General features: G+C 64.0%; 15 protein-coding genes. 7 read left to right on the forward strand and 8 right to left on the reverse strand.

The window, feature by feature from the left end; all coding sequences use genetic code 11:
• Nucleotides 1–152: 152 nt before the first annotated feature.
• Complete coding sequence (locus NLY36_RS18715) at nucleotides 153–851, reverse strand: PIG-L deacetylase family protein (protein WP_023696984.1); 699 nt, start codon at nucleotides 849–851, stop codon at nucleotides 153–155.
• Nucleotides 852–877: 26 nt separating this feature from the next.
• Here NLY36_RS18715 and NLY36_RS18720 point away from each other — a divergent pair, with 26 nt between their 5' ends.
• From NLY36_RS18720 to nhaA, 5 genes are all read left to right on the forward strand, one after another.
• Nucleotides 878–1768, forward strand: a complete 891-nt coding sequence (locus NLY36_RS18720; RefSeq protein ID WP_023694178.1) for a DMT family transporter — start codon at nucleotides 878–880, stop codon at nucleotides 1766–1768.
• 41 nt (nucleotides 1769–1809) lie between these two features.
• On the forward strand, nucleotides 1810–4272 hold the full coding sequence (hrpB, locus tag NLY36_RS18725) for an ATP-dependent helicase HrpB (RefSeq protein ID WP_023736195.1): 2463 nt from the start codon (nucleotides 1810–1812) through the stop codon (nucleotides 4270–4272).
• 32 nt (nucleotides 4273–4304) lie between these two features.
• Nucleotides 4305–5630 (forward strand): ActS/PrrB/RegB family redox-sensitive histidine kinase, encoded by a 1326-nt coding sequence (locus NLY36_RS18730; RefSeq protein ID WP_023703121.1) that lies wholly within the window; start codon nucleotides 4305–4307, stop codon nucleotides 5628–5630.
• A gap of 76 nt (nucleotides 5631–5706) precedes the next feature.
• Nucleotides 5707–6270, forward strand: coding sequence for an ActR/PrrA/RegA family redox response regulator transcription factor (locus tag NLY36_RS18735; RefSeq protein WP_023672848.1), 564 nt, complete (start codon nucleotides 5707–5709; stop codon nucleotides 6268–6270).
• Between the two features lie 359 nt (nucleotides 6271–6629).
• Nucleotides 6630–7817 carry a Na+/H+ antiporter NhaA gene (gene nhaA, locus NLY36_RS18740; RefSeq protein ID WP_023736194.1) on the forward strand — a complete coding sequence of 396 codons (1188 nt, stop codon included), beginning with the start codon at nucleotides 6630–6632 and terminating at the stop codon, nucleotides 7815–7817.
• Nucleotides 7818–7870: 53 nt separating this feature from the next.
• Here nhaA and NLY36_RS18745 read toward each other — a convergent pair whose 3' ends face one another.
• Together NLY36_RS18745 and NLY36_RS18750 are read right to left on the reverse strand one after the other, a co-directional pair.
• On the reverse strand, nucleotides 7871–8371 hold the full coding sequence (locus NLY36_RS18745) for an MmcB family DNA repair protein (RefSeq protein WP_023736193.1): 501 nt from the start codon (nucleotides 8369–8371) through the stop codon (nucleotides 7871–7873).
• Between the two features lie 566 nt (nucleotides 8372–8937).
• Nucleotides 8938–9108 carry a hypothetical protein gene (locus tag NLY36_RS18750; protein ID WP_023685143.1) on the reverse strand — a complete coding sequence of 57 codons (171 nt, stop codon included), beginning with the start codon at nucleotides 9106–9108 and terminating at the stop codon, nucleotides 8938–8940.
• A 165-nt stretch (nucleotides 9109–9273) separates the two neighbouring features.
• Between NLY36_RS18750 and NLY36_RS18755 the strand changes: the two genes are divergently transcribed.
• Complete coding sequence (locus tag NLY36_RS18755; RefSeq protein WP_023736191.1) at nucleotides 9274–9594, forward strand: hypothetical protein; 321 nt, start codon at nucleotides 9274–9276, stop codon at nucleotides 9592–9594.
• 381 nt (nucleotides 9595–9975) lie between these two features.
• Here NLY36_RS18755 and cueR read toward each other — a convergent pair whose 3' ends face one another.
• Nucleotides 9976–10392 carry a Cu(I)-responsive transcriptional regulator gene (cueR, locus tag NLY36_RS18760; RefSeq protein ID WP_023672853.1) on the reverse strand — a complete coding sequence of 139 codons (417 nt, stop codon included), beginning with the start codon at nucleotides 10390–10392 and terminating at the stop codon, nucleotides 9976–9978.
• A 238-nt stretch (nucleotides 10393–10630) separates the two neighbouring features.
• Between cueR and NLY36_RS18765 the strand changes: the two genes are divergently transcribed.
• Nucleotides 10631–11248 carry a L,D-transpeptidase gene (locus NLY36_RS18765; RefSeq protein WP_023692663.1) on the forward strand — a complete coding sequence of 206 codons (618 nt, stop codon included), beginning with the start codon at nucleotides 10631–10633 and terminating at the stop codon, nucleotides 11246–11248.
• A gap of 182 nt (nucleotides 11249–11430) precedes the next feature.
• Here NLY36_RS18765 and NLY36_RS18770 read toward each other — a convergent pair whose 3' ends face one another.
• The 4 genes from NLY36_RS18770 to murJ all read right to left on the reverse strand — a co-directional run bounded on the left by NLY36_RS18770 (nucleotide 11431) and on the right by murJ (nucleotide 15641).
• A complete protein-coding gene (locus tag NLY36_RS18770; RefSeq protein WP_023685140.1) occupies nucleotides 11431–12000 on the reverse strand; it encodes a NifU family protein in 570 nt (189 codons plus the stop codon).
• A gap of 201 nt (nucleotides 12001–12201) precedes the next feature.
• Nucleotides 12202–12693 carry a universal stress protein gene (locus tag NLY36_RS18775; protein ID WP_023672856.1) on the reverse strand — a complete coding sequence of 164 codons (492 nt, stop codon included), beginning with the start codon at nucleotides 12691–12693 and terminating at the stop codon, nucleotides 12202–12204.
• Between the two features lie 99 nt (nucleotides 12694–12792).
• A complete protein-coding gene (gene trpS, locus NLY36_RS18780; RefSeq protein WP_023672858.1) occupies nucleotides 12793–13860 on the reverse strand; it encodes a tryptophan--tRNA ligase in 1068 nt (355 codons plus the stop codon).
• Between the two features lie 173 nt (nucleotides 13861–14033).
• Nucleotides 14034–15641, reverse strand: a complete 1608-nt coding sequence (gene murJ / locus NLY36_RS18785; RefSeq protein ID WP_023736190.1) for a murein biosynthesis integral membrane protein MurJ — start codon at nucleotides 15639–15641, stop codon at nucleotides 14034–14036.
• Nucleotides 15642–15706 lie beyond the last annotated feature (65 nt).

Here is a 15706-nt window from a genome sequence, read left to right on the forward strand (position 1 = left end):
GCGGCGCGGTGCGCCGCAGATGTTTAGTAATTTGTTTAGTGATGCAATTTTTACTAAACAAGGCAAGCGAATTCGTCGCTGCGCCGCAACATGGCGAAACGGCGATTGAAATCGTTGGGAAATGATTGCCGGACGGCTCGCCCGGAAGTTGCTTAGCCGGGGTCGCCTATAATTTTCGTCTGCGGCGTCACCGGCCGAACAGGGGGCGCGGGCGGCAGCAGCGCGCGGATGTCGGCGAAGGGAAATGTCGGCTCGAATCGGAAGGCCTCGGCCAGGGAGCCGGGAATGCTGTTGCATTGCCCGGCGCGAAACTCATTCTGGACGCGCGCTCTGTCGACATATTGCTCCGGCCACTGCGACTGGTGCGCTCGGATCGCCTGCGTCTTGATATCGCCGTAGGCGGAAATGTCGACGTAATGCGTCGGCGCAAAGCCGGTGCCGCCCATCGTGTCGGCATGCAGCACGGGGACGCCGAACGAGGCCGCGATGCGCACGCCGTCCGACAAAGCACGATGGTCGGCGTGATAGTCGTTGGGGGCATGCGTGATAACCAGATCCGCCGCGGTCTCGCGTATCAGCGCTTTCAGCGAAGCGATCAGTGCCGCATCAGCCACCAGTTCGCCGTCGGGAAAGTCGAGAAAGCGAAGGGTTGCGCCGAGCAGCGCCGCAGCGGCCGCCGCCTCGTCGCGGCGGACACGAGCCAAAACGCTCGGGTCGCCCATGCCGCCCCTGGCGCCATCCGTGGCCACGGCAAAAGTCAGTTCTGCGCCTTGCGTGGCATAGGCAGCCAGCGTACCGAACATGAATATCTCGATGTCGTCGGGATGCGCGCCGAGCGCCAATACCTTCACTGCACTCTCCCCGGAAATGGAAAAACGTGACGAACGGAATCCTGCTCGCCCTCATCGCCTATGCAAGCTATTCGTGCAGCGATGCCGTTATCAAGAGCCTTGGCGGACAGTTCACCGTCTTCGAGATCGGCTTCTTCATCACGCTGTTTGCCGGCTGCTTCCTGTTTTTCAGCCGCCCAGTCGATGAGCGCTGGCGCGACTTCTGGCGCACCGGGCGGCCATGGGCGGTGCAGGCCCGCGCCTGGGCCGGCATCGCCTCGGGCGTGCTCAGCGTCTACGCCTTCACCACCATTCCGCTGGCCGAGACCTATGCACTGATCTTCCTGGCGCCGCTTTGCGTTACCATTCTCTCGACCGTCATCCTGAAAGAAAAGGTCGGTCCATGGCGCTGGCTAGCGGTGGTTGCCGGCTTTGCAGGTGTCATGCTGGTGGTAAGGCCAGGTTTTCGCGAGTTGCATCTCGGACACCTTGCCGCCTTCACGGTGGCCTTCCTTGCCGCGGCCAGCGTCATCCTGATGCGGTCGCTCGCCCAGCAGGAAAAGCGCACCACCATGCTCGGCGTGCTCATCGGTTACGGGCTGCTGTTCAACGGGGCCGGCACCATCGCCACATCGTTCACCCTCCCCAACGCCATGCAGCTGCTGTGGCTGGTGCTGGGCGGCGCCTTTACCGCCGGCGGCCAATTGCTGCAGCTGCTGGCCGCCAAATACGCACCGGCCAACCGCATCGCGCCGACGCATTATTCGCAGATCGTCTGGGCGGTGATCCTCGGCGCGTTGTTCTTCCAGGAGTATCCGGACTGGATATCGCTGGTCGGCTTGGCCGTCGTTGGCGCGTCTGGCCTGCTCACCATGGTGCGCGAGGAGGTCCGGCTGGGCACGGTGCGCTGGAACCCGTTTGCGCGCACGAGGCTTTGATCCGGTTGCATGGCCATAGTGACCGCTGATATGCGGACGCAATGACGACGAGATCCTTGCCGGAGCTTCCGGTATCCGCCGTGCTGCCGGCCCTGAGCGAGGCGCTCGGCTCCGGCAACAGCGCCGTCCTGGTGGCGCCGCCCGGCGCCGGCAAGACGACGCTGGTGCCGCTGGCGCTGCTCGATGCGCCCTGGCTGGTCGCCGGCAAGATCGTCCTGCTCGAACCGCGCCGCCTCGCCGCCCGCGCCGCCGCCCGCCGCATGGCCGAATTGCTTGATGAAGAGCCCGGCGCCACTGTCGGCTATGCCATGCGCATGGAAAACCGCACATCGGCCCGGACAAAAATCCTGGTCGTCACCGAAGGCGTCCTGGCGCGCATGATCCTAGACGATCCCGAGCTGCCCGGCGTCTCGGCGGTGATTTTCGACGAATTCCACGAGCGCTCGCTCGACGGCGATTTCGGCCTGGCGCTGGCGCTCGACGTGCAGGGCGCGCTGCGGCCGGATTTGCGGCTGCTGGTGATGTCGGCAACGCTCGATGGCGCGCGCGTCGCGAAACTCCTGTCCGGCGCGCCAGTGATCGAAAGTCAAGGCCGCGCCTTTCCCGTCGACATCCGTTACGACGAACGGCCGGCCGGCGTTCCCGTCGAAGACACCATGGCCAAGGCTATCCGCTCCACCCTTGCCGAGGAGAGCGGCAGCGTGCTCGCCTTCCTGCCGGGACAGCGCGAGATCGAGCGCACCGCCGAGCGGCTGCAGGGCCGGCTCGGCGCCGACACCGACATCGTGCCGCTCTACGGCCAGCTCGACAACAGGGCGCAGGATGCCGCCATCAAACCGGCGCCGCCCGGCCGCCGCAAGGTGGTGCTGGCGACGTCGATCGCCGAGACCTCGATCACCATCGACGGCGTGCGCGTCGTCATCGATTCCGGCCTGTCGCGGCTGCCACGATACGAACCGGCGAGCGGCCTGACGCGGCTGGAGACGGTGCGTGTCTCCAGGGCGTCCGCCGACCAGCGCGCCGGCCGCGCCGGGCGTACACAGCCAGGCGTCGCCATCCGCCTGTGGCGGGCCGAGCAGACGGCGGCCCTTCCCGCCTTCACCCCACCCGAGATTCTGGAAGCCGACCTGTCCGGCCTACTGCTCGATTGCGCCGCCTTCGGCGTCGCCGATCCCGCAAGCCTGTCCTTCCTCGATCCGCCGCCCATTCCCGCGCTCAACGAGGCGCGGGCCCTGCTCCTGGCGCTGCACGCCATCGATGCGGCTGGCCGGCTGACGGAGGCGGGCGGCGCGATGCGCAAGCTGGCCCTGCCCGTGCGGCTCGCACACATGGTCGCTGAAGCCGCTGGCGGCGGCCACGCGCTCGAGGCTGCGATGCTAGCCGTCCTGCTCACCGAGCGTGGTCTCGGCGGTGACGGCGCCGACCTCGAACGGCGGCTGATGCGCTTTCGCACTGAGAAATCGCCACGCGCCGTTGCGGCAAGGCAACTGGCTGAGCGGCTGGCGAAACAGGCGGGCGGCGGCAAAGGCGAAGCGCCGGCAGGCGCCGGCGTTCTCCTCATTCACGCCTGGCCGGACCGTGTCGCAAAAGCGCGCGGTGAGCGCGGCCGTTTTGTGCTGGCCAATGGCTCCGGTGCAATGGTCGACGCCGCCGATCCGCTGGCCGGCGAGACCTGGCTGGTCGTCGCCGATCTGCAAGGCAAGGCGCAAAACGCTCGTATAACCGCCGCGGCCGCGGTCCACGAGACCGACATCCGTGCCGCTCTCGCCGACAGGATCGAGACGCGCCGCGAGACAAGCTTCGACCGCGAGCGGCGCGCGGTGCGCGTGCGCGAGACCGCCAGGCTCGGCGCCATCACTTTGTCGGAGCGCATGCTGCCCGCACCAACTGGAACAGACGCCGACCGCGCCATCCTGGATGCCTTGCGCGAGCACGGCCTGTCGCTGCTGGAATGGGGCAAGGACGGCGAGACGCTGCGCCAGCGCCTAGGCTGGCTGCATCGCGGCCTCGGCGCGCCCTGGCCCGATGTTTCGGAAGCCGCCCTGCTCGAACGCCTCGACGACTGGCTGCTGCCGTTCCTGTCGGGCAAGGCGTCCTTCGCCGCCATAGACCCCGGCACGCTGTCGTCGGGCCTGATGGCGCTGGTGCCGCATGATTTGCAGCGCAAGATCGGCACACTGGCGCCGACCCATTTCGACGCGCCGTCCGGCAGCCATGCGCCGATCCGCTATGACGGCGAATGGCCGGTGCTGGCCATCCGCGTGCAGGAACTGTTCGGCCTTGACCGCCATCCGGCAATCGCCAACGGCACCGTGCCGCTGACGCTCGAGCTGTTGTCGCCGGCGCACCGGCCAATCCAGACGACGCGCGACCTGCCCGGCTTCTGGCGCGGCTCCTGGGCCGATGTGCGCACCGACATGCGCGGCCGCTATCCCCGCCATGTCTGGCCGGAAAATCCGCTGCTCGCTGCGGCCACCGCCCGCGCCAAACCGCGAGGGACCTAGCGCTCGTCCTTTCCCGGCTATAATCCTTGGCCATGATCAACATCGTGCACGCGCCAGACTTCCAGCAAAGCCAGCGGCTGCGCCTCAACACGCTGATCCGGCTGCGCTGGCTGGCCATCGTGGGCCAGAGCCTGGCGGTGCTGGTCGTCGCCTATGGGCTCAAATTCCCGCTGCCGGTCAGCCTCTGCTTCGCGCTGGTCGCCTGCTCGGCCTGGCTTAACCTGGTGCTGACCTTCCGCTATCCGGCAGCGCACCGGCTGACCCCGTTCTCAGCCTTTTTCATCCTGACCTTCGACAGCCTGCAGCTTGCCGGCCTGCTCTATTTGACTGGCGGCCTCACCAACCCGTTCTCGGTGCTGATGACCGTGCCCGTCGTCATCTCGGCGGCGTCGCTGCCGCTGCGGCTGACTGCGGTGCTCGGCGCGCTGGTCATGGCGGCGGCCACGTTGCTGGTCTTCTTCCACCAGCCGCTGCCATGGTATGAGGGCGCGCCGCTGCCCATGCCATTCATCTATGTCGCCGGCATATGGATGGCGGTGTTTTCCTCGATCGCCTTCACCGCCATCTATGCCTTCCGCGTCGCCGAGGAAGCCCGCCTGCTCGCCAATGCGCTTGCCGCCACCGAACTGGTGTTGCAACGCGAACAGCATCTGTCGGCGCTGGATGGGCTCGCCGCCGCCGCCGCGCACGAGCTCGGCACGCCGCTCGCCACCATCGCCCTTGTCTCCAAGGAAATGGAGAAGGCGCTGGGCAACGATCTTAAATATGGTGAGGATGTGAAGCTGTTGCGGTCGCAGAGCGAGCGCTGCCGCGAGATCCTGAAGCGGCTGACCAGCCTGTCCTCCGAGGGCGAGGCGCATCTGTCCCGTCTGCCGCTGACCTCGCTGGTCGAGGAGGTGACGGCGCCGCACCGCGATTTCGGCATCTCGATCAAGCTTCGGCCGGGCGAGCGCGTCGGCCCCGAACCGGTGGGACGACGCAACCCCGGGGTCATCTACGGCCTCGGCAATCTTGTCGAGAACGCCGTCGACTTCGCCCGCAACAGTGTGACGGTGCGATGGAGCTGGGACGAACTCGACGTCACCTTCTCGATCATCGATGACGGGCCGGGCTTTCCCCCCGAAATCATCGATCGCATCGGCGAGCCCTATATGTCGACACGCCAGGGCAACGAGGCCGGCGGTGGCCTTGGACTCGGGCTCTTCATTGCCAAGACCTTGCTCGAACGCTCCGGCGCCACGCTCGATTTCCGCAATTCGAGCGGGCTGGGCGAGGGCGCCATCGTGCAGATATCGTGGCCCCGCACCGTCTTCCTCAACCCGGAATCGGTGGGGATCTCGATGTTCGACACCGCGTAAAAGCCTGGCAAAATTGGACAATGGCGTTCAGGAACTATATCTGCGTAAAATTAAGGCAGCAGGATTTTTTAAGATAATGACTGGCGAAGAAGCAATTGGCGCAATGGTCGAAGGCGAGGACACCTCGCTGCTCATCGTCGACGACGACAAGCCGTTCCTGACGCGGCTGGCCCGCGCCATGGAAACCAGGGGTTTCGTGGTCGAGACGGCCGAGAGCGTCGAGGAGGCGGTGGCCAAGGCGCGCGCCCATCCGCCGGCCTATGCGGTGGTCGACATGCGGCTCGGCGACGGCAACGGCCTCGACGTCGTCGCCGCCATCCGCGAGAAGCGCGACGATGCCCGCACCGTCATCCTCACCGGCTACGGCAACATCGCCACCGCGGTGACCGCGGTGAAGCTCGGCGCCATCGACTATCTGTCGAAGCCGGCTGACGCCGACGACGTGTTTGCAGCGCTCACCCGCACCGCCGGCGAACGCGCCGCCCCCCCGGAAAACCCGATGTCGGCCGACCGGGTGCGCTGGGAACACATCCAGCGCGTCTACGAAATGTGCGACCGCAACGTGTCGGAAACCGCGCGCCGGCTCAACATGCATCGCCGCACGCTGCAGCGGATACTCGCCAAGCGCGCACCACGCTGAGGTTCACGCGCCGGCGGCGCCGGCCGCCAATTGCCGACCTCAGCGCTGCCCCTCACCTGCCTGCCGGCGTCCTCTCCCCGTATAGAGACGGGGGAGAGGGGCGCTCTCATCGCCGGCTTCGCCAATCGCCGGCGTTGCAGGAGACGACGGCGAGGCTGAAGCTGCTGTCCAGCCGATAGATGGGTAACACTTTGAACCGGATACATAGGTGACACTTCTCTCCCCCTATGCGTCCGCCGCAGCGCCAAGCGGATTGGTTGGGGCGGCGCCAACGCTGGAAACAGTTGGGCTTGCCGTGCCATCGACCTTTGCCCATCATCGGCAATAACGCCGCCGGAAAACCCGGCAACGGAGCACAGATGCGCGACAAGCAGCCGAAATCCATCCTTCGCGAATTCCTCGACGGCGAGGCGGCGGGGGGCATCATCCTGATGATTGCGGCAGCCCTTGCGCTGATCGTCGCCAATTCACCATTGGCCGAAACCTATTTCGCCGCTCTCCACGCCTATCTCGGCCCGCTCAGCGTGTCGCACTGGATCAACGATGGGCTGATGGCGGTGTTCTTCCTGCTGGTCGGCCTCGAGATCAAGCGCGAGATGCTCGACGGCCAGCTCTCGACCTGGCCGCGCCGCGTGCTGCCAGGCGTCGCCGCCGCCGGCGGCATGCTGGTTCCCGCACTCGTCTATGTCGCCATCAACCGCAACAACGCCGCCGCGCTCTCCGGCTGGGCGATCCCGACCGCCACCGACATCGCCTTTGCGCTCGGCGTACTGTCGCTGCTCGGCAACCGCGTGCCGGCGTCGCTCAAGATCTTTCTCACCGCGCTCGCCATCATCGACGATCTCGGCGCCGTCATCATCATCGCCATCTTCTACACAAGCGGCCTGTCGCTGGCCTATCTCGGTGCGGCCTTCGCCGTCATCGCGGTGCTCATCGTGCTCAACCGCATGCGGGTGACGACGCTGACGCCCTATCTCGTTCTGGGCGCCGTGCTGTGGGTGCTGGTGCTGAAATCGGGCGTGCATGCCACGCTGGCCGGCGTCGCGCTGGCGCTCACCATTCCGCTGAAAATCTCTGACGGCAGCGGCCACGATCTCGACCATTCGCCGTTGCACCGGCTTGAACACGGCCTGCACAAGATCGTGCCCTTCTTCGTCATCCCGATCTTCGGCTTTGCCAATGCCGGCGTGTCGCTGGCCGGCCTCAGCGCCTCTGCCCTGGTCGAGCCGCTGACGCTCGGCGTTGCCGCTGGCCTGGTGCTGGGGAAGCTGGTCGGCGTCTTCGGCTCGTCCGCGCTTGCCATCCGGCTCGGCTTCGCCGACCTGCCGGTCAATGCCGGCTGGCTGCACATGATCGGCATTTCGCTGCTCTGCGGCATCGGCTTCACCATGAGCCTGTTCATCGGCCTGCTCGCCTTCGCCAACGACATGGCGCTGCAGGACGCCGTCAAGGTCGGCATCCTGGCGGGGTCCTTCGTTGCAGCGCTGCTGGGTGCCGCCGTGCTCCTGATGGCGCCGGCGGCAGGGGTGGAGGAGGTGGTGGAGTAGGTGTTCTTGGGTTCCTCGCCCCCGCAAAGCGGGGCGAGGAACTTGAGCTTCGTCTACTCGCTCTCTCCCGCCAGCGCCGGCACCGCCACACCCGCCAGCTCCGCCGCCAGCAGCCGCGCCGCACCCGCCCGTGCAATGCGCAGCATCAGCGCCTTGCGCGTTGCTGCGGCCATGCGGTGCTCGGGCGCATCGCGCAGAATCTCGGCGCCGTAGCCGTCGGAGAGGATGAAGCCGCATTCCTCGGGGAAGATCTCCGATGGCACGCCCGGATGGGTGGCGAAGAAGAAGCGGTCGGAGTGCAGCCGGTAATCAGGCCATTTGCGGTCGACGCGAAAATCCTCGATCGAGGATTTGATCTCGATGATCCAGATGTCGCCCTGCCTGGTCAGCGCCACAAGGTCGGCGCGCCGCCCGGTGGCCAGCGACAGTTCGGGCAGCACATGCGTGCCCATTTGCATAAGCAGCCGCTGCACGCCACGCCGCACCAGCATGGCGCGTTCCGACTGGCGGCCATCGATCAGGGGATTGAGGAGAATCGGCGAAATGATCGGCATGGCACCCACCATGCCAGATTTTGTTCACGGTTTGAACCTATGCTTGGGCAAAATCCCGATTGACAAATTCGGCCAGATAGGAATATAATCCTGCTACGATTGATGATCCGAGAGGCATGTCACGTCATGGGCCAGGCGCTACGGGAAGTACTGCGGACAATACTGCGTTGGATCGAATCTCTGATCGGTGTCATCTCCGCGTTTGTGAGAAGCGGGATGGCCGAAAAGGTCCTGAAGTCTCGGATGAGCGAGGTCCGGCCGCTTATGTCACTGCCCGAAGCGGCCTTGCCTTCGCCCGGCCTAAGCCCGCCATATCATCAAAAATCGAGGCAGTCAGGGCCTGTTATCGCCGCGGCAAGCGTGGGCCAGTTCTGCAGAGGGCCCATGTCCCGCAACAGCCGTTGCACGCCACGCCGCACCAGCATAGCGCGTTCCCGACTGGCGGCTATCAGGGCGGATGCATACGAAACCTTGTAAATGACCAAGCCGTATACGAAACGACGACTCGTAAGCGTTAGGCGGAATTTGGTTCCGAAATTGGTAACTTCCCTACGGCTGGGTAGCTCCTAGAGCCATTTGATGGCTCCCAGGATCAGCACGACAATAACTGCCATCACTAATTCCAGACCAGGCCTGACCTGCGCACGAAGTTGCGGTGAAAACCGGCATGCCAGCAGGACGCCAAGCCCACCACCGAGCGGCGTTAGAACCTTGTCGATAAACTCAACGGCATTCATGTCTTGACCCCCAAACCCAAGCGCGAGACTAGCAGAGCCAAGGTCGTGAGCAAATGGGTTTGTCAACCATACAATCACCTTTCGCAGGGCGACTATATACTTTACAACGCGCCCTGCGGATTGATCCCCGCTATGCTTGAGATAAGCTACCGGGAGGCAAAGCATATGAAGCGTAGAACCGCACTCACCGCGCTGCTCGTATCGTTGGGCACGATAGGCCTAATCTTGCTGGGGATTGGCCTTCTTGCTAGCGCGGGAATCGTAGCTGAGAAGGGTACTTGGCCGCATATTGTAGGTGGCTTCACTGCGGTATTGATGATGCCGATAGCTTTTGTGGCGTTTCTGTCCTGTATGTTTTCAGTTCTGACCACCCTTCTTTTTGCGGCTCTGCGGCGAGAGAAGCTGATCCCCTATCTCAGAGCGTGGCCATTCAAGTTTTTGCTCTGGAAGGAAGTCAGAGAAGAGTTTGAACCTACCTCAAGCTAGGTCTGCTTCTTACTCGTTCGGTCTGAAGGTGGCGGTCGCTTTCGGATTTTGACCCCAGCATATGCGCGCCTCATCAGACGATTATTCGGTTGCCAAACCTGGGTGACGGCTTGGTCCGAGCGTCTTCCGCGATCGCACCATATTCGTCTGGGTGCAGTCTGGTATTGATCCACAGCGGCCCTATGTCGTGCCGATCGACTTCCGTCCTTAGCTATAAATCGGCCGGACTAAAGTCTTACGTCGTGAGCGCGAAGGTCTGATGTAACCGCTTTGGTTCCGTTCTTGTCCATTGGACGTTCCGTAATTTTAGCCAAATGAGATATAGACCTTTGGAGGTTTTTCTTGCGCGTCCGGCGCCCAGTCTATCCCGGCGCCCGTGCTTCAAACCGTGGCCCGCCTGTCTGCGGCCTGCGCAGCCCCCGCAATGTCATCCAAAATCGGGCAATCCGGCCGGTCGTCACCATGGCAGGCCTGGATCAGCGTCTGCAAGGTCGTGCGCATCGACTGCAGCTCGCGCACTTTTTCCTCGATGGCGCTGACATGGGCGGCGGCGATCTCGCGCACATCGTGGCTGGCGCGGCTGCGGTCCCGGTAGAGCGCCATCAGCTGGCGGCAATCGTCGATTGAAAAGCCGAGGTTGCGGGCACGGCGCAGGAAGGCCAGCCGATGGATGTCGTCGCTGGAATAATCGCGATAGCCATTGCCGGCGCGCGCCGGCGCGATCAGGCCGATCTCTTCATAGTAGCGGATGGTCTTGGCCGGCAGGCCGGACCGCGCCGCGGCATCGCCTACATTCATTGTGATTCCTCGATGTGGTTCCCTGTTTCTAGGCTATCCGACAGGGCCGCCCATTGTTTTTCCTTCACAATCCCGTGAGTCCTGTTGCCGAAATGCCATAGTTGACGGCTTACCGGCACGTAAGCTCCTGCATATAGGCATCGCGCGCTTGGCAAGCAAAGCAAATGCCAGCATGAATGATTTCAGGAAAAGCGGCCGTAACGTGTCGCGACATCTTGGCGGGGCATCGGACCATTTCATGCGCATGAAGTCATTTGCAATCGTCGCCGCACTTGCGTTGTCGGCCGCGATCTCGGGTTGCAGCACGATCGGCTCGCAACTGTTCACCAACAACTACGGTTCGGTGAACGATGCAGGCTACCAACTGCCGCGCATCCCGATCGAGAGGGTGCCGCTGAAGTACCACCGGCAAGAGGTGAACTACGACACCTCGGAAAAGCCGGGCACCATCGTCGTCGATACCCAGAACAAGTTTCTCTACTTCGTCGAAGGCGACGGCCGGGCGATCCGCTACGGCATCGGCGTCGGCCGCGAAGGCTTTGAATGGCACGGCACCGCCCATATCGCGCTGAAGCGCGAATGGCCGACCTGGACGCCGCCGCGGCAGATGATCCAGCGCCAGCCGGAGCTAGCGAAGTTCGCGAGCGGCATGGAGCCGGGCTTGAAGAACCCGCTCGGCGCGCGCGCCATGTATCTGTTCAACAAGGGCGGCGACATGGGCTACCGCCTGCACGGCAGTCCGGAATGGAATTCGATCGGCAAAGCGATGTCGTCAGGCTGCATCCGGCTGATGAACCAGGACATCATCGACCTCTACGACCGCACTTCGGTCGGTGCCAAGGTCATCGTGATGTAGGACCTTGATCCGGAACCGAGGTCCACGAAAGCGAAAAGTGGAACCGGTTTTCGGGAAGATCAAGGTCAAGATAGGCGTTACCCTTCGTACGCGGACCGTCTAGGCAACAACGGACGTCCAAAACAGAAAACCGGGCAATCTGGCCCGGTTTTTTGTTGCTCGCTCGAATGCGTGAAGGGGTCTTAGGAGACCTGCTCGACCTGCTGTACTTCCGGCACGAAGTGGCGGAGCAGGTTCTGGATGCCGTGCTTCAGCGTCGCCGTCGAGGACGGGCAGCCGGCGCAGGCGCCCTTCATGTGCAGGAACACGGTGCCGTTCTCGAAGCCGCGGAAGGTGATGTCGCCGCCATCCTGGGCAACCGCCGGGCGCACCCTGGTGTCGAGCAATTCCTTGATGGTGATGACCAGTTGCTCATCGGCCTTGTCGTAGAATTCGCCGGTCTGGCTGGTCTCGGCAGCGGGGCCGGCGTTGACCATGACGGGCGCGCCCGACATGAAATGCTCCATGATGGCGCCGAGGATGGCCGGCTTCAGGTGCTGCCAGTCCGGGCCGTCCTTGGTCACGGTGATGAAGTCATAGCCGAAGAAGACGCCGGTCACGCCGGGGATCTCGAACAGGCGGCCGGCCAGCGGCGAGGCGCTGGCTGCACTGTCGGCGTCGCGGAAATCGGCGGTGCCTTCGACAAGCACTTCCTTGCCGGGCAGGAACTTCAGCGTTGCCGGGTTCGGCGTCGATTCGGTCTGGATGAACATGGCCGTCTCCGTGCCCCAGTCGGGCAGCTAGTTTGGAATAGTTCTAAATAGGCTCAATCGGCTGGACATTCAAGCGAAACGCGTCGCTCAAAACGGCTGGCTGGCGGAATGTTTTTGCTGGCTGGGAATGAATCCCGCGCGGGCTGTAAATCCAGGATCGTGATGTTATCCGAAACCGCTTCACACTTCCGGCATCACTCTCTATGCGAGGCTGTCGATCTCCTCGTCAGACAGGTTCTGCGGCACCACTGTGACCGGAATAGGGAAGGCGGCGCCCTTGCCGGCAACAGCCCCGACCAGCGGCCCGGGTCCTTCCTTGCCGGCACCTGCCGCCAGCACCAGGATGGCGATGTCCTGGTCTTCCTCGATCAGCTTGTGGATCTCCTCGGTCGGCTTGCCTTCGCGCACCACCATCTCGGGCTCGATGCCGAGCTTCTGGCGCACCTTGTTGGCGTAGCCGTCGAGTGCCGCGCGTGCCGTGGCATTGGCTTCCTCGCGCATGATCTTCTCGACGCCCAGCCAGTGCTGAAAGTCGTCCGGTGTGATGATGTAGAGCAGCACCAGCGTGCCGCTGGTGCTCTGCGCCCGCTTGGAGGCGTAGGCGACGGCGCGCTCGCACTCCGGCGTGTCGTCGATGATCGTCAGGAATTTCCTGCGATGGCCGGCTTCGCGACTGAGGCGTTTGGAGACCATGTCTATCTACTCGATGTTTTCGGCCGCAATCTGCCACCGCGGCAGACCGGCGGCAAGCCGCCGGCCTTGGGCCAGAATGGTGCGGTGCACTGACGGTGATCAGCCCTGCAACAGGCCTATAATGTCGCGTACCGTCTTCATGGTGGTCTCAGCCAGCGCGCCGGCGCGTTCGCCGCCGTCTCTCAGCACCGCGTCGACATAGGCGCGGTCGCCCTCGATACGGCGCATCTCGCCGGCGATCGGCGCCAGTTTTTCCACGGCAAGGTCGGCGAGCGCCGGCTTGAACACGGAAAACTGCTGGCCGCCGAATTCCTTCAGCACGTCCGCCTTCGACATCTCGGCCAGCCCTGCATAGATGCCGACCAGGTTTTCCGCTTCCGGGCGGCTTTCCAGGCCGTCGACTTCGCTTGGCAACGCTTCCGGGTCGGTCTTGGCCTTGCGGATCTTCTTCGAGATGGTATCGGCATCGTCGGTCAAATTGATGCGGGACAGATCCGACGGGTCCGACTTCGACATCTTCTTGGAGCCGTCGCGCAGGCTCATGATGCGCGCCGCCGGCCCGCCGATCACCGGTTCGGTTATCGGGAAGAACCCGTTTACCGTCTCTTCGCCGACCTGCATCTCGACGCCGACGCCAAGACTGGCGATGCGGCTCGAAAAATCATTATTGAACTTTTGCGCGATGTCGCGGGTCAGCTCCAGATGCTGCTTTTGGTCCTCGCCCACCGGCACATGGGTCGCGCGGTAGAGCAGGATGTCGGCCGCCATCAGCGAGGGATAGGCAAGCAGGCCCAGCGAGGCGTTCTCGCGGTCCTTGCCGGCCTTGTCCTTGAACTGCGTCATCTTGTTCATCCAGCCGATGCGCGCCACGCAATTGAAGATCCAGGCAAGCTCGGCATGCTGCATCACCCGCGACTGGTTGAAGACGATGTGCTTCTTCGGGTCGATGCCCGAGGCGAGGAAGGCGGCGGTGATCGAGCGGGTCTGGTCTGCGAGGTCATCATGGACGAGTTGTGCCGTCAGCGAATGCAGGTCGACGACGCAATAGATGCAGTCTGACGTGTCCTGAAGCGCAACGAATTTCTTGATGGCGCCGAGATAGTTGCCGAGATGCAGATTGCCGGTCGGCTGTACCCCGGAAAAGACGAGCTGTTTGAAGGCGGTCATGGGTTCCTCATGGCTTGTGGAGGGCCGTATTAAGCGTGTTTCCGAAAAGTTGCAGACCTTTCGGAGCCAATCACGCGGCTGGAAACCACGCGCGGCGAAAGTCTTGCGACGGCGCGCTTATGGACGAAGGGGCGGAGAGGATCAAGACCGGTGTTGCTGTTAGCTCGCCCGGACTATTCGTCCAGATCGGCGTTTGGCGCTGGCGCCGCTGCCTTGCCCGAGCCGCGTTTCACATTGCGCCGGATCATTCCGAAATCGGCGCCGCCGGTGGCGAAAGCCGTGACGAAGTAGAGCAGCGCCCCGCCGGCCACCAATGAGAGAAGCGTCACGGCCTTGATCACCAGTGGCGAGCCGGGGCCGAGCCTGACGGCCAGCCAGTGCTCGGCGAAATAGAGCGCCACCGCCATCACCGCAGCCGACAGCACCAGGCGCGGAATGCGCTTCAGCAGCGGCGCGTCGCGGCCCCAATGGCCGCGTCGGATCAGCACGGCAAGCAGCATCACAGCGTTGACCCAGCCGGCCACGGCCGAGGCCACCGCAATGCCGGGCGCGCCCATGCTCGGGAACAGCGTCAGTGCCGTGATCACGTTCACGCCGACCGAAATGGCGGCGAACATCATCGGCGTGCGCGTATCCTCGCGGGCGAAATAGCCGGGAGTGAAGGCCTTGATCAGCACGAAGGCCGGCAGGCCGAGGCCAAAGATCGCCAGGATTGCGGCCACTGTCGGCGTCGAGCCGTTGGCGGCGAAGGCGCCGCGCTCATAGACCAGCCGCACGATCGGCTCCGCCATCACCCACAGTGCCGCCGCCGCCGGCAAGGTCATGAACAGGGTGAACTCGACCGAGCGGTTCTGCAGATTGGCCGCCTCGACCAGATTGCCCGATTTCAGCGCCCGCGACAGCTCCGGCAACAGCACGATGGCCACCGCGACGCCGACGACGCCGAGCGGCAGCTGGTAGATGCGGTCGGCGTAAGCAAGCGAGGACACGGCGCTGTCCTGCGCCGACGCGATCGCCGTGCCGATCAGCTGGTTGATCTGGGTGATGCCGCCGGTGATCGCCGCCGGCAGCGCCAGGATCAGCAGGCGCTTGACGTTGGGCGTCATCTTCGGCCGGCGAAAGCCGATGGCGATGCCGGCATTGCGCACCGCCACCCAGACGATGGCAAGCTGCACCAGCCCCGCCGCCAGCACGCCCCAGGACAGGCTGAAACCGACCTCACGGGCATCCATGCCGTGGTACCAGGCGTAGCCGAGCACGCTGATCAGGATGATGTTGAGGAAAGCCGGCGCCACGGCAGCCGCGAAATAGCGGCGCAGCGAATTCAGCATGCCGGCCATCATCGCTGCGAGCGACATGCAGATGAGATACGGGAACATGATCGTCGCCAGCAGGACGGTCGTCTCGAATTTGCCCGGCGTGTCGGCAAAGCCCGGCGCCACGAGATAGCGCACGATCAGCGGCATCGCCAATTCCATGACGATGGTCAGCGCCAGAAGTGCGGTGAACAGGACGCCGAACACTTCCTCCGAAAAGCGCTTGGCGCCGTCGGTGCCGTGGGTCTCGATCTCCTTGGCAAACAGCGGCACGAAGGCGGCGTTGAAAGCGCCTTCGGCAAACAGCCGGCGAAACGTGTTTGGAAACTGGAAGGCGGCGTTGAAGGCGTCCGCCACCGGCCCGGTGCCGAGTGCGGCAGCCATCAGCATCTCGCGGCCAAAGCCAAGGGCGCGGCTCATCAGCGTGCCGGACGCAACCGTGGCGAATTTCTTGACGAGGCTCATGCGCGGGGAGATTGCCTGGATGGTTGGGACAAAGGGGATGATTGGGACAAAGGGGGTGATTGGGA

The organism is Mesorhizobium sp. C399B (assembly GCF_030323185.1).
Taxonomy (GTDB): Bacteria; Pseudomonadota; Alphaproteobacteria; order Rhizobiales; family Rhizobiaceae; genus Mesorhizobium.